The sequence below is a fragment of the Paucilactobacillus wasatchensis genome (genome assembly GCF_000876205.1).
In the GTDB taxonomy this organism is placed as follows: Bacteria; Bacillota; Bacilli; order Lactobacillales; family Lactobacillaceae; genus Paucilactobacillus; species Paucilactobacillus wasatchensis.
This window is the reverse complement of sequence record NZ_AWTT01000003.1, coordinates 1-22,450: the sequence shown is the minus strand read 5'-3', so window position 1 is coordinate 22,450 and position 22,450 is coordinate 1. Positions and strand designations below refer to the sequence as shown.

Below are 22,450 nucleotides of genomic sequence, written 5' to 3'. Positions count from 1 at the left end.
CCTCCTATTAGTCATAAATTCCTTCACTGAGATATCGTTCACTTGAATCTGGAAAAATAGTAACAATCGTCGATTTTGCTGGTAAGTTTGCTGCTAACTGAATGCTAGCAGCTAAGGCTGAGCCACTGGAACTACCAACAAATAAGCCCTCATTTTTTGCCAACCACTTAACATAATGAAATGCATCGTCGTCGCTAATCGTTTTAATTGCTGTAATTGTCAAATCATCAAAAAATGGTGGAATAAATTCAACGCCAATCCCCTCCGTTTTATGTGCGTGAGGCTGACCGCCATTCAAAATTGAGCCCTCTGGTTCAACTACGACTTTACTGATTTGCGGATAGGCTGCCTCCAACGCTTTGGCAGTCCCAACAAACGTGCCTCCGCTACCGGCACCAGCTACGAAAGCATCAATGCGTTGATTATGTAAATCTGCCAGGATTTCAGGTCCCAGTGTTCGTTGATATACCGCTGGATTAGCTGAATTTTCAAATTGGAGCGGAACATACGAATTTTCAATGCCAGCAGCTAACTCTTTTGCTGTTGCAATTGCTCCTTTAATCCCCTGTTCTGATGGGGTGTTAATAATTTCTGCTCCTAGCGCTCGCATCAAGGTTTGCTTTTCAAAACTAAATTTTTCTGGTACAACCAATTTAACTGGTAAATGATATTTTTGAGCTGCCAGCGCCAGCCCAATGCCTGTATTACCTGCAGTTGGTTCAATGATGGTCGTTTGCTTTTTAATTGCGCCAATCTCAATTCCTCGTTCAATTAACGCCATTCCAAGACGGTCCTTGACGCTACCACCTGGATTATTCATTTCTAGTTTGGCGTAGATTTGACTTTGATTGGGAGTAGGCACATTTAATTTTAACAACGGTGTCTGTCCAATTAGTTCATACACATTATTTACTAACATCACATTCATCCTTTCGTGGGTAAACAAAAAGGCCCAGATTCCTTTTTAGAATCTGCGCCTTTTGCGATTTATCCCGATTTAATTGTGGCCAAAGTTTAATTAATTTTAGGCACACCAACTAGTGGGTCGCATAAGACGCGATCCACAGCAACATACATTGGCATATGTGCGTGCTAAAATCATTTCAACTAAAACCTCCAATTTGATTGAGTTAAGAATACCTAATTTACTTAGAGATGTCAATAGCAAAAGTGTGAACAACCACGGGTAAGAACTGGAGTATAACGGTAAAAATAGTAATATGATTCGAATTATGAATCATGTTGCTATTTTTATGGTTATACGGAAGTTCTTGTGATTGGGAACACGTCTAAGCAAAAGTGTGAACAACCACGGGTAAAAGTCGGAATATAACGGTAAAACAGACAATATGATTCGCATTTTGAAGCATGTTGTCTGTTTTATGGTTATATGCAGACTTTTGTGGTTGAGAACACATCTAAGCAAAAGTGTGAACAACCACGGGTAAAAGTCGGAATATAACGGTAAAACAGACAATATGATTCGCATTTTGAATCATGTTGTCTGTTTTATGGTTATATGCAGACTTTTGTGGTTGAGAACACGTCTAAGTAAAAGTGTGAACAACCACATCTAAAGGTGTAAACAAAAAAACTACAACGCACGTACCAAGTAAACCTCATGACAAAATCCGCGTAAGCTATTTTGCAATCGTTTTGCGCGTGATAGCTTGCGACAGATGGCAAATACAGATGGCCCTGTGCCACTCATTTGAGCCACATCGGCACCGAGCGAGAGCATTTTACGTTTTAACTCATCTATTTCTGGGTAGGCTTTAGCAGTAATTGGCTCTAGGACATTGCCCATCGAAGCAAACATCACATCTGTATCACGATGCGTTAAACTATTAATTAGCTGATTAATATTCAAATGGTTTAGTGAATCATAATCAATTTGACGCAAAATAACTGGCGTTGAGACGCTCACTTTGGGTTTGGCAATGACAATTGGATAGTGTGGAGAAGAATCGATTAGCTTTATTTTTTCGCCGTGCCCGGTTACGTGTGCGGTTTGATTATAAATACAATATGGTACGTCCGAATCAATCGTAAGCGAAATTTTCGCTAGTTCTTCCAGTGATAAACCAAGTGACCACATTTGATTGAGACCGCGCAATACAGCCGCTGCGTCCGCTGAACCACCGCCTAAACCTGCGGCCACTGGAATTTGTTTCTTAATTGTCACATTGACACCATCAGTTTGATGAAATCGACTTTTTAATATATGTACAGCCTGATAGGCCAGATTTCGTTGATCATTCGGTAAAAAACCGCTATCAGTTGCAACGGAAACTTTATTAGAATTAGCATATGTCTGAATGCTAACATAATCTGCTAAATCAACTGAAGTCATCACCATATTCCATTGTGGCGAACCATCCGGATAACGAAAAGACGTGTCTAAGCCCAAATTTATTTTAGCTGGTGCTTTTTCCAATATTTTCAACTGCCACGCCTCCTCGCACGAATATTTACCGAATTATTGTAATTATACTAATTTACACAGTATCCGGCAATATTATATATTTAGCAACATCAGTAACTAGCAGCCGTCATTTTACCTTGTCACAAAAAAAGCTAATGACACAATTGCCATTAGCACTTTTTTAGTTAAACTGATTGCTCAGTTTCTTCTTCGAAATCAATTTCGATATTTTTGGTTAGAACGTCGGTGTAACTATACGAAACACGTTCAAACGAATTTTCGTCTTGGTTCAATTCAACCACAAAGACTGCTGGATAAGTTTCACTCAAAACACCATGACGCTTAGTGATTTTCTTACGTCCAGCTTGTGCAATTACTAATAGGTTTTCACCAATTCTTTGATCAAGTTTCGCCTTGATGCTAGCTAACGTTACTGGCATCCAATTCACCTCACTATAGCGAGTATTATACGCCCTTTTCACGAAAAATTCAACGTTTCTACCACACTTGTCCTGAAAGCGCAAGCAAATCTATTAAATTAACTTTTGTGTATGAAATGCATTGGTTAACTGGATAAATTGTTCCAACGATAATTGTTCCGGTCGAATCTGGGCATCAATATTAATTTTAGTTAGCACGGAATTAATTTGTGCTCTAATTTCCGGTGCTTTACCAAAAACTGCCTGTAAATTATTATAAAGGCTCTTGCGCCGGTGACTAAAACAGCCTTTAATCAACCGAAATAGACTCCGTTCATCAAATGGTTTCACTACTAGTTCCTGCTGACGCGGTTCTAATACGACAATTGCTGAATCTACGTTAGGTGAAGGAATAAACACCTTGCGCGAAACATCAAACGCAACATGTGTATCCATTTGGTATTGAACTGCCAACGACAACGATCCATATGCTTTCGTGCCAGGTACAGCTGCTAGCCGCTGAGCAACTTCTTTTTGCATCATCACTACGATTGAGTCCCACTTAACCGTTGAACTCAGTAACTGCATTAAAATTGGCGTAGTAATGTAATAAGGCAGATTAGCGACCACCTTTACGGGACGACTATTATCATCAAATTTTTCCGCCACTATTTGAGGCAAATTAGCTTTCAATACATCCTGATTGATAATTTTTACATTGGAATAACCAATCAAAACTTCATCAAGTACTCGGATTAGATTATCATCTAACTCCAGCGCCACGACTTGGTTGGCCGCTAAAGCTAATTGTTCGGTCAAGGCCCCAATACCTGGACCAATCTCGATTACATTGTCTTGTTTAGTAATTTTAGCCGCGCTAACAATGTTTTTGAGCACATTTAAATCTGTCAGAAAATTTTGACCCAAACTTTTTTTAGCGTGCAATCCATATCGTTCCATAATTGCCTTAGTCCGTAACGGATTAGCAACTTCTAAATGTTCACTCATTGTTTTCCTCCTGATCTAATTGCTTAATTGCATCAGCAAATTGTGTTTGTGAGATTTGAAATAAATTCAACCGTTTCAATAACTGTTTTCCATTGCCATAACCAATACCTAAAATTTCACCCAAACGTTCCCGTCTTAATCGGGCATGATTATCATTGATCAACTGTGCCGTCCGTAAATCCAACGCAGAAAATGTTTGCTCATGTGGAATTAATTCCTGAGTATAAACATTTTGTAACGCGGCCAAAATTACAGTGGCAGAGGCATGTTCAACTCCTAAACTACCACCGGCAACATCTGGTACACCTTCCCTGCGTTTGATAAACGCATGTTTCACGCCTGGAATTGCGTCTGCAATCATCTTGCGAATCCGTTCTCCATTAAAATCGGGATCCGTAAATACAATCAGACCTCGTTTTTGCTGCAGTTGTTTTAGCCGCGCAATATCAGCAGACGACAAAGCAGACCCGTTTGTCTCAAACGTGTCTGCATTAACTGCCTGTGCAATTCTCTTGGTATCATCCTTACCTTCAACCACGATAATTTCTTTAATTTTCTTCATGTTTAATTCCAAATAGCTGCATTGCATTTTGATATGTGTGTTCAGCAATTTCTTTAGCAGCTACATCACGCAGATCGGCAATCGCTTCGACCACAAATTTAGTGAATCCGGGTTCGTTTTGCTTACCGCGATATGGTACAGGGGTCAAATATGGTGCATCCGTTTCAACTAACATCTTGTCCAGCGGCGTTTGAAGCACAGACTCATGGACTTCTTTGGCATTTTTAAAACTAGCAACACCACTATAAGAAATGAGCATTCCCAGATCTAAAAACTTTTTTAACCATTCAGAATTACCATTAAAGCTGTGCATGGCACCACCAATATCACGAACGTCTGCAGCTTTCAAAATTGCATAAGTGTCTTCAAAAGCATCGCGATCGTGAACGGAAATTGGCAAGTGTAGTTCCTTTGCAATTGCCACCTGACGAGCAAACACCTTTTTTTGAACGTCTTTAGGCGAACTATCCCAATGATAATCCAAGCCCATCTCGCCCATGGCCACCACTTTGGGATCAGCTAACTGCTCAATTAGTTTTTTTTCGACATCTGCATCATAGTCCTTCGCATCTTCTGGGTGCCAACCAACGAGTGCATGCAAATTATCATATTGATGCGCCAATTGGATTGCACGCTCATTTAAGATTGAATTAGACCCAACAATATTCATTTGATTAACACCAAAATGTTTTGCCCGAGCCATATAGGCTGGCACTTCATCAAAAAAGGCATCGTCATTTAAATGAGTATGCGAATCAAAAATATTTAACATTTCTTCGTGATTATAAATTGCCACACTTTTTCTCCTTATTCGACCCCAGAACCATTGACCAAGGCGTCAGGAACAATGACTAATTCAACTTTCCCCTCATGTTCAGCTGACAATAACATCCCCTGACTGAGTTCACCGCGCATTTTGCGTGGCTTTAAATTAGCAACAATTAATACCTTTTTGCCAACTAATTGGTCTGGTTCGGGGTACCACTGTGCAACGCCTGATAAGATTTGCCGACCATCTTTAGTCCCATCATCGAGGGTGAATTTTAGTAATTTATCGGCACCCTCAACGTGTGCAGCCGCCTTAATTTGAGCCACTTTAAGTTCCACCTTGTCGAAAGCTTCAATTCTGATTGGTTTTTTACCTTCATTAACCGTTGATTGTGCTTCTTTTTTGGCATCCTCCATTGCAGCGCGACCTTTTTTCTTTTCATCTTTGGTCATTTTATTTTGGATAAACTGGACTTCTTGGTCGACGTCTAGCCGTGGAAAAATAGGCGTTCCCTTAGCTACAACCTGGGCGCCAGCAGGAAAATCATCAAATCGTAACTCATTAATTGCTGGTTTGTCACCACTAACACCTAATTGACGTAAAATTTCTGTTGGTGCTTTAGTCATAATTGGCTGTAACAGCACAGCAATTACCCGTAAGCTTTTGGCCAAATTGCCCATTACTGCTGATAATTCGGCATGCTTGCTCTCGTCTTTAGCTAGTACCCACGGCTGAGTTTCGTCAATATATTTATTGGCACGTGAAACCAATTTCCAAACTGCTTGGAGCGCATCACTAAAATGCATTTGATTCATTAAGGCTGTGAATTCATTAATTGCACTTGTAGCAACCTGTTGTAAATCGGCATCGAATTCAGTGGTTGCGGTAGTATTCGTTGCCACATGACCGCCTTCATACTTGTTAATCATTGCAACAGTTCGATTGAGCAAGTTACCTAGATCGTTAGCCAGATCAAAATTAACCTTGGCCACAAAGTCTTCGGGAGTAAAAATACCGTCGTTGCCATATGGCATTGCCCGCAACAAATAGTAACGCAATGCATCTAGACCATAACGTTCAACTAGTGTTTCTGGATAGATAACGTTGCCCTTAGATTTAGACATCTTGCCGTCTTTCATCAATAACCACCCGTGGCCAAAGACTTCTTTAGGCAATTCCAATCCTAGTGCATGCAAAATAATTGGCCAATAAATTGTGTGAAATCGGACAATTTCCTTTCCAACCATGTGTACATCGGCTGGCCAATATTTTTTAAAATTACCATCATCATCACTGCCATAACCTAGGGCGGTAATATAGTTGGTTAAAGCATCAATCCAAACATACACAACATGCTTTGGATTATTTTTAACTTTGACACCCCAGTTGAATGTAGTTCGTGAGACAGCCAAGTCTTCTAGACCAGGTTTGATAAAGTTATTAATCATTTCGTTCATGCGTGCAGCGGGCTGAATGAATTCTGGATGTGCATGGTAGTAATCCAACAGCCAATCAGCGTATTTACTCATTTTAAAGAAGTATGATTCTTCTTTGACTAATTCGACTTCGTGACCAGAAGGCGCCTTACCACCAATCACTTTGCCATTATCATCACGATAGACTTCAGCCAGTTGTGTTTCAGTAAAGTACTCTTCATCAGAAACTGAATACCAACCTTCGTATTCGCCAAGGTAAATGTCACCTTGATCGAGTAACTTTTGAAAAATCTTTTGTACTGCGGCTTCATGATAGTCGTCCGTTGTTCGGATGAATTTTGTGTTGGAAATATCTAACAATTTCCACAATTTTTTAATGCCATCGGCCATTTGGTCAACGTATTCCTTGGGTTGCATGTTAAGCTTTTCGGCTTTTTCTTCAATTTTAAGCCCATGTTCGTCAGTTCCTGTGAGATAGAATACATCGTATCCCATGAGCCGCTTGAAGCGTGCCTCTGCATCACAGGCAATGGTAGTGTATGAATTACCAATATGTAATTTCCCGGATGGATAATAAATTGGTGAAGTAATATAAAATGTTGGTTTTTGATCAGCCATATGAGGCCTTCCCTTCTTGCATAAAATTAGTATTGTTTAACAAATACATTAATTGACAGTATAGCACAGCAGAGTGCGAACAGCCACGCTAAAAAGCCGTAGTATAACGGTATAATTATTACCATGGTTCGCAGTGTGAACCATGGTAATAATTATATTGTTATACGGCGGCTTTTGTGGCTGTTCGCACGTTTCAACTATTTAAATCACGGACTCGTTGAACCACAGTTTTAATATATTGTTATACGGCGGCTTTTGTGGCTGTTCGCACGTTTTATCTATTTAAATCACGGACGCGCTAAACCACAGTTTTAATATATTGTTATACGGCGGCTTTTGTGGCTGCTCGCACGTTTCATCTACTTAAAAAGTGCTTTAAAATTGTCATCTATTTACCTAAAATGCTACGCTAAATACTAACCAATCAGAAAAAATGTCACCCAAAAAAGGAGACCACCGATGGAAATCATTAAACTGAACCAAGCCCACCGTGACCTACGACCAGATGTTAGTGCAATTTTTGTTGATGGATTTTATGAATGGATCAAATTTTTTTCCAAAGATAAATTCAAATTAACGCGTGCATTTACCCATACCTTTAATCCAGACGTTTTCTACATTGCAATAGAAAACGGGATTGTACAGGGGTTTGCGGCATGTACAGACGGAAGTGTTCCCTCGGTCAAACTAAAGCAACATGAATTCCGCCATTATTTAGGCTTTGTTCGGGGCACAATGGCCTATCAAATTTTGCGGAAAGAGTTTGAAGAAAAACCGTACCCATTTGCTATCGGGCCACACATGGGCGCCATCGAATTTGTCGCCACTGGCCGCGAGTTTCGCGGTCGTGGTGTCGCTACAAAATTATTAAATTATCTCCACAATAACACGCCATTTCGAGATTACGTGCTGGAAGTAGCGGATACAAATATTGCAGCTGTTAAGTTGTACGAAAAGCTAGGCTACCGAGTGTTCAAAAAAGTGCCAGAAAAGCATCAACGACAAAGTGGTATTAACTTTTATTTATATATGAAATACACAAAATAAAAATATTATATTATCTATGCGACCAATCAAAAAGCTGAAGCAAATTACTTACATCAGCCTGTCTTAGAACAAGTTCAGTTGTTGTGGTGGCCGTTGACTCAGTCCCGTAAATTTTATCCCTAACATATCCTGCAACTGTAATGCATTGTCGGCTGCATCTCCGCCAGAATTATTATTAAAAATCACACATACTTCTTCTGCACGCGATTTTACTTGAGTAATCAGTTCGCTAAATTGTTGCAATTCTGCTTCATCGTACCGGTAGAGCGTTCTGGTCTTACGCCAGCTTTTATCAGGATTTGCCCACCCCTTTGTATTTTGCCCATGGAGACGGAACATGACCAAATTGGGGTTAGTCACTGCTAATTTAAGTGGTGCAGAGTTAGCACCTTGCTGCGGTTCATCAACGATCACCAGTGTCATCGCCAGTTCTTGCAAAAAATTTCTCGTCACCTTAAAAATGGCATCATCAAACCAAGTTTGATTGCGAAACTCTACTGCAATTGGCAAATCTGGTAGCAACGCCCGCACTTGTTGTAGATACTCAATATTTTCAGTCGTCGCATTAAAAAATGGTGGAAACTGAAATAAAACAGTTTTAAGTTGGTGCTGCTTTATTAATGGTGTCACCATTTGACGATATCGATTGAATATTTCCCGTCGTTTTGCATCAGTTACCGGGGGTGCCAATTTATCGTCAGCTGGATGTTTGGTCATTTCACGATTTGCCTTCAAAATAAATTGAAACTTGTCCGGTACCTGACTTTGCCAATTTGCTATCGTTGCTTTTGTTGGTAAACCATAAAATGGATTATCAATTTCTACAACCGGAAAAAAAGCGGCGTATTCAGTTAACTGAACCGGCCGCTGTTGTTTAATTAAACTTGGATGATCACTCCACGTTGTTAACCCAATTGTAATCATCTAATTCACTCCAATATTAATTCTAGAATCGGTGTAATAACTGAACCAAACGAGCTTCTTGATCGTTGAGCTGACCAGTCAATCCTGCAATTAAATTCATGCCATCACGACGATGATTACGACGAATAAACGCAAAACACAAATCAATTAGTGAAATCAAAAAAACCACTGTCATAGCATTATTTTGTGTAAAGGTCGCGTTAAACATTGTCACCATTGAGCCGCTCATTAGGATCCGAATGACACCATAAATCATTGCAAAATCAAAGAACGCTTGAATCATGCGTAATCGGCGCATGGACTTAACGGTTTGCGTTAGTTGTTGAATAATTTCTTCGCGTGTCATAACTCTCACCTCTTACCTTAATTGTAAACGATCGAGATGAGAATTAACACTGATTTACACAGTTAGCTCGTTGAAAAAATGAACAGCATCTTCCTGCACCATTTCAAATTTAAAACCAAATTGTAATTTTTCTTGGTTAATCGCAATAACTTTAGCCTGTGGATTACGATAATCTAACAAACCAGCAAATGGATACACGCGCATCGATGAGCCTACAATTACTACTAAATCGGCTTGCGCCATGTAGTTGATTGCCCGTGAAATTGAATCTAGTTTGATTCCTTCATCATATAGCACGACATCTGGGCGAAGCGCACCACCACAATTTTGGTGAATTCGATTCGCTAAATACTCATGCCAATCAACCGTTTGACCACATTTAGTACAATACACATTAAATAAGTTGCCATGAAAATCGACTAAATTAGTCGTGTGAGCTGCTTCATACAAGTTATCAATATTTTGCGTGATGACCGCACCACGGCCGGCATTGGTCAATGCCGCTTGCTTTTCGTGAATCACATTTGGCTTGGCATCTGGAAAATACAAATTTTGCTTACAAAATTGATAAAAGCCAACCGGATCAGAAGCAAAATAGGCGTGGCTTAAATAGTACTCAGCATTTTTATTTTGTGTATATAACCCGTTAGCCGATCTAAAATCCGGAATACCAGATGCAGTTGAAACGCCTGCACCCGTCAAAAACACGATATGCTTAGCCTGATCAAACTGTGTTTGAATTTGTGGTTCCATTTTAAATCACTTCCTCACAATGTAGGGCATCTTCAATTGGTCAAATAATTCTTGGACGGTTTTACCATAAATATCTTTAAAGAAATTAGCTGAATCTTTTTGCGGTGGTGTTAGAACAAATGAGTTTTGCCGGTCATTACGATTAAGTCCCACGTACGCCTTATCATGTGTCTCACGGTCATCCATATCCGAATGAAAAATTTCAAACATTTGCCGGACTTCAAGGCGTAATTGTCGCTCACTTAAGACACTAGATAATGTGGTAAATTCAGTGTTATGCAACTCTGGTAGCCCCCAAACTGAAAGCTGTTCGTCAAATTGTTGGAACAACTTCACAATTGTGCGGCGCATGGCAAATGGTGAATCAATTGGCTTTAAAATTAACTGTTGGTACAGCTGTCGCGCAGCTTGCATCGCCTTGGGATAACGTTTAGTCAAATGATCTACCACTTGCTCACCGTGCTCACCGTAGAACACTAATGCATCTAGCAATGTCAGCAACCGCAAGGTCCGTTCATCGTCATCTTTGTCACTCTCAACTGAGATTGTTTCATCAATTCCTTTAAGATATAATTGCTCAATTTGTTCGTCAATCAAACCGTGTTTGCGTTGTTCTGTCACCACAACTAAATGCATGGCAATATCATACAAATCAGTTGACATTACCATTAGTTGTTCGTCCAATTTTGGATCCCCAAACGAAACATTGAAAAAGATCTGTGGAAAGCCCTGGAGTAACATTAATAAATGCAATAACTCATGCGATGCCGTGTAATCAGGTGCGGTCACATCCGTCACTGTAATGATTAATCCATCTGGTAAGGCCTCTTGTTTTGCTTGATCATGGCGCAAATAACCAGCTTTGGCTTCACCAAAACGCACCAGCACCGGCCCTGGGTAGAGCTGGTTAACTTGGTTCAACAGGCTTTGCGTGGTGTCATTTAGTTTAATTTTTTCCATGAGGTGATTCCTTTCGTAATTGTTTCAATGCCGTCCTTGCACTTTGTCGATCCACATGCGGTAGCTGATTTAACTTGGCAATCAGAGTTTCGATCTCTGCCGTAGTAGCTCCGATCGACAAAGCTAGGGCGCGATACTGCAACTGCATATGCCCGGCTTGAATCCCATCTGTCGCTAATGCTTTCATTGCAGCCAAATTTTGTGCTAATCCGATGCTAGCAATTATTTGTGCTAATTGTTGGGCTGATTTAATTTTCATGATTTGCTGATTAAGCTGTACTAATCCAACGATATCGATTGAGCCGCCAACAATTCCCACTGGTAGTGGTAATGTCAGTGAACCGATCAATTTTGTCCCAGCAACGCTCCAGGTACTAAGCCCCTTGTAATTCCCGTCGCTAGCCGCATATGCATGTGCGCCACTCTCAATTGCTCTCCAGTCGTTACCCGTGGCAATTAAAACAGCATCAATTCCATTCATGATGCCCTTATTATGTGTGGTAGCACGATATGGATCTAACTGCGCCAAATCACTTAACTGGGCAATTTTTTGTGCTACCTCTGGCCCAGAACTCGTTGTGCTGGCTAGATCAGCCACATCGATGGTACAACTAGCCGTTTGTAAGCTGTCCGTTGCTAGGTTGCTTAAAATTGCGGTCAAAACATGGAAATGTTGTGTCGTCAACCATTCACCAACAGCTTCACACATTGTATTAATGGTATTAGCGCCCATTGCTGCAGCTGTATCAATTAATAAATCTACCGAGAGCCAGCCATTTTTCAACAGGCGCATTGTTACTTTTGTAGCACCACCACCATGCCGCTGCATTGACGGCTTTGCTTGATTTGCAATTGACAGAATTTGATTTTCTCGCTGTGTAAGCCACTCACTAGTTTTGTTAAAATCACTAATACCAGTCAGCACAATCTGACCAGTTCTCATTGCCCGTGATTGTGAAACTTTAAAACCACCATTTGCTGCCACCAGTTTAGCGCCATTGCTTGCCGCTGCAATCACGGATGGTTCTTCTGTGACCATTGGAACCACGTAGGATTGATGATCAACAACCAGATTTACAGCTAACCCCTGGGGCAAATGAAAACTAGTCAAATAGTTCTCCACCATTTGTTCGTTGATGGGATCTTGCTGAGTATCCAACAATTCTTCTTGTTTTTTGGATAAATCAAATTGTTGCGCAATTAATTGCTGCCGTTTTGCTCGCTTTAATTTGTAAAACCCATGTTGCCAGTCTTCCATGTTAAACCTCGAAATTTAATTGTGCTTGCGTTCCTGAACGTACTCAGCAATAATGCCCTCACGAACTCCACTTTCCGAAAAGATCACACGGCCATCATCTGTTTTTTGTAATAATGCCAATAATGGCAACATCCCACCCACAATAATATCTGCTCGCTCGGGTTCCAGTCCAGAAATTTTTTTTCGTTGCATTAGATTGCGACTAATTAATTCGCGAAACGTGGCGTAAACAGCTCGTGCTAATAAATGGTAACCATGGATGCTACCACGCCCCCTGTGACGATAATTACGGCTCATTCGTGCCAAAGTGCGGTTGGCCCCGCCTAACAAAACAATGGGCACATGTTCAGCATACCGTAACCACGGAATCTTATTTAGACGTTCGTTAATTGATACTTGTGCCTTAAACAAATCGACCGCCTTAACGTAACCGCCCAGGTGGAATTGTTCAGACAAATTGACGGCGCCAATCGGAATTGAAATTAAATTGCGTGCCTTTTTATGCTGTACCAAAATAATTTCACAACTTGCCCCACCAGTATCTAAAATCAAGCAGTGGTCCAGATCCAACGACCGCACCACACCAAGATAGTCATAATACGCTTCCTTTGAACCTGTCAGTACTTGCAAATCTAAATTTAATTCTTGTTTGACTCGTTGTAAAAATTCTTGTTGATTTTTGGCTTGCCGCACTGCCGCTGTGGTAATAGCGCGTACTTTTAGATTTGGCAACCCAACATATAGCTTCTTAAATCGTTTTAGCGCCGCGATGGTACGGTCCATTGCGACCGGCTGCAATATTTTTTCGCGGCCCATTCCCTCAGAAATTCGTGAATCTTCCTTTACTCGTTTCACTTCTTTGAAACTGCCATCTGTTTGAATCTCAGTGATGGCCATCCGGACTGAATTAGAACCTAAATCGACGATTGCCAGGTTCTCCATTATTGTACCTCCAATCCTAGTTTTTTCTTATTTATCATCTAAGGGGTCAGATGACTTAATCATTAAAATTTATTCCTTTTTATCATACCATTTTAACACGGTGCTATCACTGAAAATTTAATGAATTGAGTTGGTTTTATCGTAGGAAAAGTGATGTTTAGGTCAAAATTTTAGTTACTGAAATCAATTGAGACCATTTTACTTATTTTTGAATTTGGAATTGCGACTTCTACTGCTATATTTAAGGCTGAAGTCGGTCAGGATCGCTTCCTAATTTGATTGCCGAAACGCACGAACGACCACTGACTCCTATTGCATAAACGCACAAAAACCCCAGGCCAACTTCTTATCTTAAGTTATAAATTTGTTTGATTGATGAAACGCACGAACGACCACTGACTCCTATTGTATAAGCACACAAAAACCCCAGGTCAACTTTCAGTTGACCTGGGGTTTTGTGTGCTTATACCACGGAGTCAAACCGTGGTCGTTCGTGCTCTATTTGAAGTAATTAATCCCGATTGCTCCCCTAACCTCATCCAAGGTTTGGTTAGCGACTTGATTTGCTTTTTGTGAGCCTTCCTGCAGTACTTGATATACGTAGTCTAGGTTTTGCGCATATTTTGTGCGTCGTTCTCTAATTGGTGCTAATACTGATTCCAGTACCTCATTCAAATAGCGTTTGATTTTGACATCGCCTAAGCCGCCCGCCTGGTACTGTTCCTTTAATTGTGCCACTTGTTTTTTATCTGGATCAAAAATATCAAGATAGGTAAAAACAGTATTGCCTTCGACATGCCCTGGATCACTTACCTGAATATGCTCAGGGTCAGTGTACATTGACATGACTTTCTTAGCGACTGTATCGGCATCATCGGATAAATAAATTGCATTATTCAATGATTTACTCATTTTAGCATTACCATCTAACCCAGGAATACGACCCATTCCCTTTGGAGGAAAATAACCAGTCGGTTCCACTAAAATATCTTGATTATAAATATGATTAAATGAACGCACAATTTCTCGTGTCTGTTCCAACATTGGCTCTTGGTCATCCCCAACCGGGACTGTATCAGCCTTAAATGCTGTAATGTCGGCTGCCTGACTTACTGGATAAATAAAGAACCCAGCCGGCACACTTTCGCCAAACGCTTTTTGCTTTATTTCAGTTTTGACGGTTGGATTACGGTTTAATCGTGCTACTGAAACAATGTTCAAATAATGCATTGTCAATTCATTTAGAGCTGGAATTTGTGACTGAATTAAAATAGTCGACTTGGCCGGATCAATGCCCACTGCCAGATAATCCAAAGCAACTTGAATTAAGCTATGTCGAATTTTTTCTGGATCACGGGCATTGTCCGTTAAAGCCTGCTGATCAGCAATCATGATAAACGTGTCATAGTCGCCAGAATTTTGTAGCTCTACTCGATTCTTTAATGAACCAACGTAATGACCGATATGTAGCTTGCCTGTGGGACGATCACCAGTCAAAATTACCTTCTTTGTCATGTTAATTCCTCCATTGCTAAAAAATAAAGCGTCCTATTGTATTGAAATACAATAGGACGCCATCATTGAAACGTGTTTCAAAAGACTGGTTTTTGTTAATGCTTAGAACCTAACATCTTTTGGCACACTCTAATTGCGCGGTACCACCTAAATTACAGTTATCACTGTCCCTTTAAATCCCTTAAGGCGGGGTAGTCCTTTAATCCAGTTCGCGGTTTGGAAGTCCTTGCACCAACTACACTTCTCGCTTAACTTGCGCTACTCGTATAGACTCTAGTGTAACCAGCAAAATTGAGAATGTAAATAGTGAAATTGAAATTAATCCAATTGTAAACACTAATTACTTGTCATTAATATGGTATGGATTTACAATAGATAGACAATTTTAAGCGGGAGGATCACAGTTGACTGAACAAAACGAACGGCAAACTGAACAAAAACGGGTTGATTATGTTACCAAACAGGTCGCCGATCAAATTAAAACTAATCAACAATTGTTTGAACAGGCGCACCACGAAACCAGAATGGTTGACCAAAATTACAGCGATAACGCTTCTGTCAACTTGTATGAAGTTGATGATGCCATGGAAACTAACGCGATGATCGAGCAGCAACGTCAATTAGTTGCCCGGTCTTACGAAAGTGAAACCATTTTAAAGCACCAATTAGATACTTTATCAAACCTCAAAAAATCTCCATATTTTGGCCGAATTGATATCAAAGATCCTGGTGAAACCACTCCTGAGTCACTTTATATCGGTGTTGCTTCCTTAATGAATGAGGATAAGTCAGACTTTATTATTTACGATTGGCGTGCGCCAATTGCTGGGATTTACTACAATGGTAATCTCGGCAATGTCACCTATCCGACTCCTGCTGGCACTCAAACGACTGAATTAGTCAAGAAACGTCAATTTACCATCAAAGATGGCCACATCACCAACATGTTTGATACTAACGAAACGGTTGGTGACGAAATGTTGCAGGCAGCGCTGGGCGAACAAAATGACCAGTATATGCAAAACATCGTGGCTACGATTCAAAAAGAACAAAACGATATTATTCGTGATACGACTAGTGATTTACTACTTGTGCAAGGAGTTGCAGGTAGTGGCAAAACTTCAGCAATTTTGCAGCGCATCGCATATTTGCTATACCACAGTCGTGCGTCTCTCAATGCTGATCAAATTGTACTGTTCTCACCCAATCGCTTGTTTAGCCACTATATTTCTGAAGTTCTGCCAAGCCTAGGTGAGCGTAATATGCGTCAGGTTACATTGGCCGAATTTTTATCACGGCGTTTTGAAGGACTAGATGTACAGACATTGTTCGAACGTTACGAAGTCGAGCAGACTCATGGCATTGCCAATCAAGCCGCACAAACATACTTAGAAAGTGCCGCTTGTATGAAAGCTGTTAATGACTATTGTCAATCTCTGACCACTGAACAACTAAAATTTTCGAATATAATGTTTGATGGTCGAATCTTTTTTACAGCAACCCATGTACGTGATATTTTTGCAAAATTACCACAAAAGATGGCAATTGCAGATAAAATTTTAGCAACTAAAAATGGGCTAATCAAAGAACTCAAGCAACGAGTTAAAGAAGAGGCTAAATCTGACTGGGTGTCAGAAGCAGTCAGTCAACTAAATGGTGAGGACCTTCATAGCCTGCTGGGCGAGAAAAAAAGTGAAGATTTCGAAACTGAAGATGAACAACTTGATTATGTTTCGGATCGACTGGCAACTAAGCGCTTACGAATTGTTTATGATGCAATCTACAACAATTACTTTTTTGACCCATATGCACAATACGCTGATTTTTTGACGCAAAATCGTCCTGCCATTGTCCCAATCGATTCATGGAACCAGATTGTAGCTAATTTTAAGCAGGAAATTGAATACCATCGAATTTCACTAATGTATTGTTCATCATTGCTGTATCTGCGGGACTTGGTTTCTGGTTCAGGACAAAACCGCCAGTTGGAATATGTTTTTATTGATGAAATGCAGGATTATTCAACCGCTGCCTTGATTTATCTGAAACACGTTTTCCCAAAAGCCAAATTCACCATTTTAGGAGATAGTGAACAAGCCTTATTCAAAGAAATTGAAGCCCCCCAGCAACTGCTTGAACGGCTAAGCACCGCGTTAGAATCGAAAAGACCGAACTTAATTACACTTAATCGCAGCTACCGTTCTACTACGGAAATTACTAATTTTGCCAAATCACTCTTGCCAGATGGAGATCAAATTCTACCATTCAATCGGCATGGTGATTTGCCTCGGATTATTTTGCGTTATTCAATGCCAGATGCTATCCGTGCTTTGCTTGAAGAAGTTGATAACCAGGCAAAATCATCTGAAACAGTTGCCATTCTCACTAAAAATGCAACTCAGGCACATGAAGTCTATCAACAACTACGTCAATCAACAGATATAACATTGTTAACAGATACAGACCGCACCTTACCAACCGGTATTCTAGTTATGCCCATTTATCTGGCAAAAGGGCTTGAGTTTGACACTGTGATTGCATATGACGTGTCAGTTAACAATTATTCAGATCCCCGCTCTACTGGGATTTTATATACTATTGCATCGCGGGCAATGCACCAGTTAATTCTTTTAAGTATTGGAGCGACCTGCCCAATGATTTCTGATGAACAGGAAAAGTTGTTGCAGATTGAACATAGTATTTAGAGTGTGAACAGCCACGTTCAGAAGTTGGAGTGTAACGATAAAAGCCATAGTATCCTTCGCTTTTGGAAGGGTGCTATGGCTTTTGTTGTTACATGGAAACTTCTGTGGCTGTGAACACGTTTCAAAACAGAATGTGAACAGCCACGTTCAGAAGTTGGAGTGTAACGATAAAAAAAGTAGTATCCTTCGTTTTTGGAAGGGTGCTACGTTTTTGTTGTTACATGGAAACTTCTGTGGCTGTGAACACGTTTCAAAACAGAATGTGAACAGCCACGTATAGAAGTTGGAGTGTAACGATAAAAAACGTAGCATCCTTCGGTTTTGGAAAGGTGCTAAGTTTTTTGTTGTCACAAGAAAACTTCTGTGACTGTGAACACATTTAAACAATCTAAAACACCAACGAAACCTACAACTTACTAATCACATCTTCCACATTCTTAATCGTCACTGAGATAGTCCCATCAGGATTATTAATGAATTCAATCAAATTTGAATCCTGATAAACGTCCAGCGGGACAATTAATTCAATGCCATTGGATAATTTTAGCTTTTGCTTACCATATTTTTTAGTGGCAATTTCTTTAATTTCATTAGACATCGGGCCTTGGTCAATATACCCCTTCTCTACTACGGTTTCTTTAAAATCAGTTTGAGCTGTCGGATTGTCTTTGAATACCTTTTGCGCAATTTGTTGTGTGTCTAGGCTACTATGTTCCTCAATATTTTCTTGAATCGCTTCTTTGACATTCGCCACAATTTCGCGATCTGGGACATCAAAATTTTTCCCGATTTTTTTGGCTGTTTTCGTCACTAATTTAACATTTTCTTCTAATGACGGTAATGGCTCGCTTTCAATCACTTTAGTTGATAAATAAAATGCACGGTCACCCGAGAAAGTATACTTTTTCTCATCTAATTCAAAACTCAAGTCAGTAACATTGATTCTAAAACCCTCGTCTGCTTTTTGCGTTTTACCAGCCAAAATCGACTTATGCACAATTAATTCATTGGCCAACTGTCCTTGGCCATCGGTATTCACGAGATGCGTATAAGCTTGATGGTAATTCAACTTCAAAAATGCAACATTGAGTTGTTCATCTTGTTCAAATAAGGCCACAATCACATCAGCACTCGGGGCATCTTCACTGGTTTGATAAACTTCGTACCACTTAGCAACCATTTCTTGGCTCATCGTTGTGAAATTGTCTTCACTTGTTTTAACAAGGGTTGCCATTGTTGATGTTGGTACAAGTGTTCCCGTTTTAGCTTTTTCTGATGATAATTTTTCAATTTTTTTAGTTAAATAATCTCGTACAAAAACACTCGTTAAATCTAACCCAACTTGTGAAACGACCGGGTCACCAAGTTCACGGTCAACCACATGTAAAATTGCTTGTTTTAATCGAATATCCATTTTTAAACCTATCCTTTGCTGTCTCTGCCGTCGATTATTTATTATACTATTTTTAATGTCAGGCGGCTCTAACAAAAAAAGTTTTCCTGATATATTTACCAGGAAACTTTTTTAATTATTCATCTGCAGATTATGTTGCCGGACCGCTGCCTTGTCCACCTGCTGATGTCTAATCGCATGTTTCAACAAGAATGGTGCAATTATTGTTGCGAGAATAATCACCAGAATAATATCTGAATAGTACGTGCCAGACAATAGATGAGCATCAAATCCTATTTGAGCCGTGATTAACGCCATTTCACCACGGGAAATCATCCCCGCGCCAACGATGTAATCACTATTCAAACTAAACCCATTCAATGCAGCACCCAGCCCACATCCCAATAGTTTCGTGATACAAGCCAATACCGTCATCACAACCACAAACAACAGTGACTGATTCAAATGCGCAAAATTCATATTTAACCCGACACTAACAAAGAACAACGGGATAAAAATGGCGTAACCAATCGGTTCAACACTCTGATCCACGGTTTTTCTCTCTTTGGTGTGTGCCACGGCAATTCCGGCGAAAAATGCTCCAACAGCACCACTTAGGCCAACAAGATCTGCGGCTGCAGCCATACTCATACAAATCACCATCGACATCACGGTCGGCGCCGCAATTGTTAGTAGTTTCTCGCTAAGTTGCATTAAATATGGCGCCAACCATTTTACCAGACAGTAAACACCGCCAAAGAAGGCTAATTGTTCAAGCAAAATAATGCCTAAATTATTGGCATTACCAGCCGCAGCACCTGTGCCATGCATCAAACTAATCATGATACTGAGTAAAATCACACCAATGATATCATCAGCCACGGCAGCCCCTAAAATGGTGGCCCCCTCCTTAGTATTTAAGTAGTGAAATTCTTTCAACACCGCTACTGAAATACTGACCGAAGTCGCGGAAAAGATAACGCCAATAAACAGAGCTTCCATCACGGTAAAACCAAATAGATAGCTGGTCGCTCCCATAATGGTAACTGGAAACAACACACCAATGACTGCCACAATAATTGCTGGTTTTAAATATTTTCGTAGTAACCCTAAGTCACTTTCCAGTCCACCAATGAACATTAATAAAATCACACCGATTGTTTGAAATTCGTTCATCATGGCGTTTAAGTGCACCCAATTTAACATTGCTGGTCCCACTAATACACCAATCAAAATTTCGCCAATCACACCTGGAATGCCAATTCGATGGCAGAGATGTGCGACTAGTTGGGTTAACAATAATAATCCGGCAAGTGTGGCAATAAATATCATGATGGCAGCTCCTTTCCTTCTATGTGTTAAATACGTAATATGTGCGTTATTCTATGTGTTAATCTTTTTTCTATGTGTTGTCAAATTTAGTCTATGTGTTCGTTTTGTCGGAGTACTTATTTATATGTGTTAATTATTTCAAGTCGCCCACCAACTTGATATTACTGCGTTACTAGTTTACGTTGCTTTAACATTTGTAGACCATAAATTGCTAAGCCTAAAATCAAACCAATTAATGCTGGAATTGCCCAATCCATCCCATAACCTGCAAATGGTAAAATTGCTTGATCTAAATTTAAGATTGCTTTTGCCCAGGCGCTGCCAGAAATAATTGCAGGCGCTGAAGCAATTCCATCAATGATGGCTGGAATAATAGTGAAAATCGTTGTCATTATATAAACAATCCGTGCTTGTTTAAAGAGTGGTGACAAAATCGATAGTGCAATTAGAGTGATGGCTAGTGGATACAAGAACATCAGCATTGGCGTTGACCAAGCAATAATTTGATCAAGACCGATGTTCGCAATCATCAACGATAAGCCACAAGTTAGGCCATTCCAAAGCGCATAGCTAATTTTGGGGAACTTCGTGTGCAAGGCCTCTGCAAATGAAGTTGATAATCCAATTGCAGTTGTCAAGCAGGTCAATGTTGCCATAATGCCTAAAATAATTTCTCCGGGTAAGCCCATGAAATGATTAGCAATTTGACTAAAGGCAATGCCACCATCTGCTGACAGTTTGAAGTACTGTAAGCTGGTTGCACCAATCCAAATTAAGATTAAGTAAATCAGTGCTTCTAACGAAATACTAATTAAACTTGATTTGGCAGCTGCTTTGGCAATGTTACCTGGCCGTTTAACGCCTAAACTCTTGATAATCGTAACAATAGCAATTCCAAATAACAATCCGGCTAATGCATCCATTGTGTTGTAGCCTTGCAGGAATCCATTTAAAAATGCATCGTGTTGATAGAGACTGGTAGTAGCTTGGCTAGCGGCATGACCCATTGGCAAGGTGAAGGCAAATCCAAAAATAATGGCTAGTAAGATTAAAAATGCCGGATTCAATAATTTACCAATTGAATCAATAATCCCCGTGGGTTTCCGCGAAAACCACCAGGTGATCCCAAAGAAAATTAATGAGTAGATGAACAGTGCAATTGGAGTTTGACTAGCAGTTAAATGTTGGCCAAAAGCAATTTGAAATGGTGTTGTTGCTGTCCGTGGCGTCGCAAACAGCGGTCCCAGCGTTGCACACATTAAAATCATAAAAATAGTGGCGTACTTTTGACCAATCGGCTTAGCTAAATCATAAATTCCGCCTGCTTTGGTAATACTGATTGCAATAATTGCTAACAGTGGCAATAAAGTTCCGGTGATGAGCAACCCGATTGCGGATGGAAACCAGTTGCTACTCGCTAATTGACCTAGGTGAATTGGAAAAATAAGATTACCGGCCCCAAAGAACATGCCGAACAACATTGATCCAATAAAAATATAGTTTTTGGTGGTTAATTTTTCTGTTTTCATATTTGTATCTCCTTTGTTTAATCCAGTGGCTGCGACTATTAAGAGATACTGACTCGAATAATACCGCCGTTGCTACTCGCATAATTATTTTGCATGTTCAAGCCTTCTTTCTAATTTAAAATCATTAAGAATAGAGTGTGAGTGGAGGCGTTCAGATGTCGTAGGCTAAGTTAGAAATGGTAATTGAACAATTGAACTTGGATTGTTTGATTATCATTTCTGGCTTAGCCCTAGACATTTGCCTCCGCGAACACGTTTCAGAAAACCAGAGTGTGATCAGAGGCGTTCAGATGTCGTAGGCTAAGTTAGAAATGGTAATTGAACAATTGAACTTGGATTGTTTGATTATCATTTCTGGCTTAGCCCTAGACATTTGCCTCCGCGAACACGTTTCAGAAAACCAGAGTGTGAGTGGAGGCGTTCAGATGTTCGTAGGCTAAGTTAGAAACTGATAATTGAACAATCGAACTTGGATTGTTTGATTATCATTTCTGGCTTAGCCCTAGACA

The 22,450-nt window shown here is 40.1% G+C and carries 19 protein-coding genes; 2 read left to right on the top strand and 17 right to left on the bottom strand.

Features of this window, described 5'->3' with window-relative positions:
- Window positions 1–7: 7 nt before the first annotated feature.
- The 7 genes from WDC_RS01010 to metG form a co-directional block, all read right to left on the bottom strand.
- Entirely contained in the window at window positions 8–919 is a 912-nt protein-coding gene (locus tag WDC_RS01010; protein WP_044009952.1) for a PLP-dependent cysteine synthase family protein, read from the bottom strand.
- Between the two features lie 675 nt (window positions 920–1,594).
- Window positions 1,595–2,446 (bottom strand): 4-(cytidine 5'-diphospho)-2-C-methyl-D-erythritol kinase, encoded by an 852-nt coding sequence (gene ispE, locus WDC_RS01005; protein ID WP_044009951.1) that lies wholly within the window; start codon window positions 2,444–2,446, stop codon window positions 1,595–1,597.
- Between the two features lie 164 nt (window positions 2,447–2,610).
- The gene (locus tag WDC_RS01000) at window positions 2,611–2,865 is read right to left on the bottom strand and encodes a Veg family protein (protein ID WP_044009950.1); all 255 of its coding nucleotides are present in this window, start codon (window positions 2,863–2,865) and stop codon (window positions 2,611–2,613) included.
- Between the two features lie 93 nt (window positions 2,866–2,958).
- Window positions 2,959–3,852: a 16S rRNA (adenine(1518)-N(6)/adenine(1519)-N(6))-dimethyltransferase RsmA gene (gene rsmA, locus WDC_RS00995; RefSeq protein WP_044009949.1), complete on the bottom strand. Its 894-nt coding sequence runs from the start codon at window positions 3,850–3,852 to the stop codon at window positions 2,959–2,961.
- A complete protein-coding gene (gene rnmV, locus WDC_RS00990; protein ID WP_044009948.1) occupies window positions 3,845–4,414 on the bottom strand; it encodes a ribonuclease M5 in 570 nt (189 codons plus the stop codon). Before rnmV ends, rsmA begins: the two co-directional genes overlap by 8 nt.
- The gene (locus WDC_RS00985) at window positions 4,401–5,186 is read right to left on the bottom strand and encodes a TatD family hydrolase (protein WP_044009988.1); all 786 of its coding nucleotides are present in this window, start codon (window positions 5,184–5,186) and stop codon (window positions 4,401–4,403) included. Before WDC_RS00985 ends, rnmV begins: the two co-directional genes overlap by 14 nt.
- A 35-nt stretch (window positions 5,187–5,221) precedes the next feature.
- Window positions 5,222–7,237: a methionine--tRNA ligase gene (metG, locus tag WDC_RS00980; RefSeq protein ID WP_044009947.1), complete on the bottom strand. Its 2,016-nt coding sequence runs from the start codon at window positions 7,235–7,237 to the stop codon at window positions 5,222–5,224.
- 459 nt (window positions 7,238–7,696) lie between these two features.
- Here metG and WDC_RS00975 point away from each other — a divergent pair, with 459 nt between their 5' ends.
- Window positions 7,697–8,284 carry a GNAT family N-acetyltransferase gene (locus WDC_RS00975; protein ID WP_044009946.1) on the top strand — a complete coding sequence of 196 codons (588 nt, stop codon included), beginning with the start codon at window positions 7,697–7,699 and terminating at the stop codon, window positions 8,282–8,284.
- A 63-nt stretch (window positions 8,285–8,347) separates the two neighbouring features.
- Here the strand turns inward: WDC_RS00975 and WDC_RS00970 are convergent, their stop codons facing one another.
- The 7 genes from WDC_RS00970 to trpS all read right to left on the bottom strand — a co-directional run bounded on the left by WDC_RS00970 (window position 8,348) and on the right by trpS (window position 14,982).
- Entirely contained in the window at window positions 8,348–9,208 is an 861-nt protein-coding gene (locus tag WDC_RS00970; RefSeq protein WP_044009945.1) for a DUF72 domain-containing protein, read from the bottom strand.
- Window positions 9,209–9,230: 22 nt separating this feature from the next.
- Window positions 9,231–9,554: a hypothetical protein gene (locus WDC_RS00965; RefSeq protein WP_044009944.1), complete on the bottom strand. Its 324-nt coding sequence runs from the start codon at window positions 9,552–9,554 to the stop codon at window positions 9,231–9,233.
- 54 nt (window positions 9,555–9,608) lie between these two features.
- Window positions 9,609–10,307, bottom strand: a complete 699-nt coding sequence (locus tag WDC_RS00960; protein ID WP_044009943.1) for an NAD-dependent protein deacylase — start codon at window positions 10,305–10,307, stop codon at window positions 9,609–9,611.
- A 6-nt stretch (window positions 10,308–10,313) separates the two neighbouring features.
- Window positions 10,314–11,267: a hypothetical protein gene (locus tag WDC_RS00955; protein WP_044009942.1), complete on the bottom strand. Its 954-nt coding sequence runs from the start codon at window positions 11,265–11,267 to the stop codon at window positions 10,314–10,316.
- Entirely contained in the window at window positions 11,254–12,525 is a 1,272-nt protein-coding gene (locus WDC_RS00950; RefSeq protein WP_044009941.1) for a hydroxymethylglutaryl-CoA reductase, degradative, read from the bottom strand. Before WDC_RS00950 ends, WDC_RS00955 begins: the two co-directional genes overlap by 14 nt.
- Window positions 12,526–12,540: 15 nt before the next feature.
- Complete coding sequence (locus WDC_RS00945; protein WP_044009940.1) at window positions 12,541–13,467, bottom strand: Ppx/GppA family phosphatase; 927 nt, start codon at window positions 13,465–13,467, stop codon at window positions 12,541–12,543.
- Window positions 13,468–13,965: 498 nt separating this feature from the next.
- A complete protein-coding gene (gene trpS / locus WDC_RS00940; RefSeq protein WP_044009939.1) occupies window positions 13,966–14,982 on the bottom strand; it encodes a tryptophan--tRNA ligase in 1,017 nt (338 codons plus the stop codon).
- A gap of 404 nt (window positions 14,983–15,386) precedes the next feature.
- Here trpS and helD point away from each other — a divergent pair, with 404 nt between their 5' ends.
- The gene (helD, locus tag WDC_RS00935) at window positions 15,387–17,687 is read left to right on the top strand and encodes an RNA polymerase recycling motor HelD (protein ID WP_044009938.1); all 2,301 of its coding nucleotides are present in this window, start codon (window positions 15,387–15,389) and stop codon (window positions 17,685–17,687) included.
- Window positions 17,688–18,093: 406 nt separating this feature from the next.
- Here helD and WDC_RS00930 read toward each other — a convergent pair whose 3' ends face one another.
- From WDC_RS00930 to brnQ, 3 genes are all read right to left on the bottom strand, one after another.
- The gene (locus WDC_RS00930) at window positions 18,094–19,101 is read right to left on the bottom strand and encodes a nucleoid-associated protein (protein ID WP_044009937.1); all 1,008 of its coding nucleotides are present in this window, start codon (window positions 19,099–19,101) and stop codon (window positions 18,094–18,096) included.
- 111 nt (window positions 19,102–19,212) lie between these two features.
- Entirely contained in the window at window positions 19,213–20,412 is a 1,200-nt protein-coding gene (locus WDC_RS00925) for a cation:proton antiporter (RefSeq protein WP_044009936.1), read from the bottom strand.
- Window positions 20,413–20,573: 161 nt separating this feature from the next.
- Entirely contained in the window at window positions 20,574–21,941 is a 1,368-nt protein-coding gene (gene brnQ, locus WDC_RS00920; protein WP_044009935.1) for a branched-chain amino acid transport system II carrier protein, read from the bottom strand.
- Window positions 21,942–22,450: the final 509 nt, after the last annotated feature.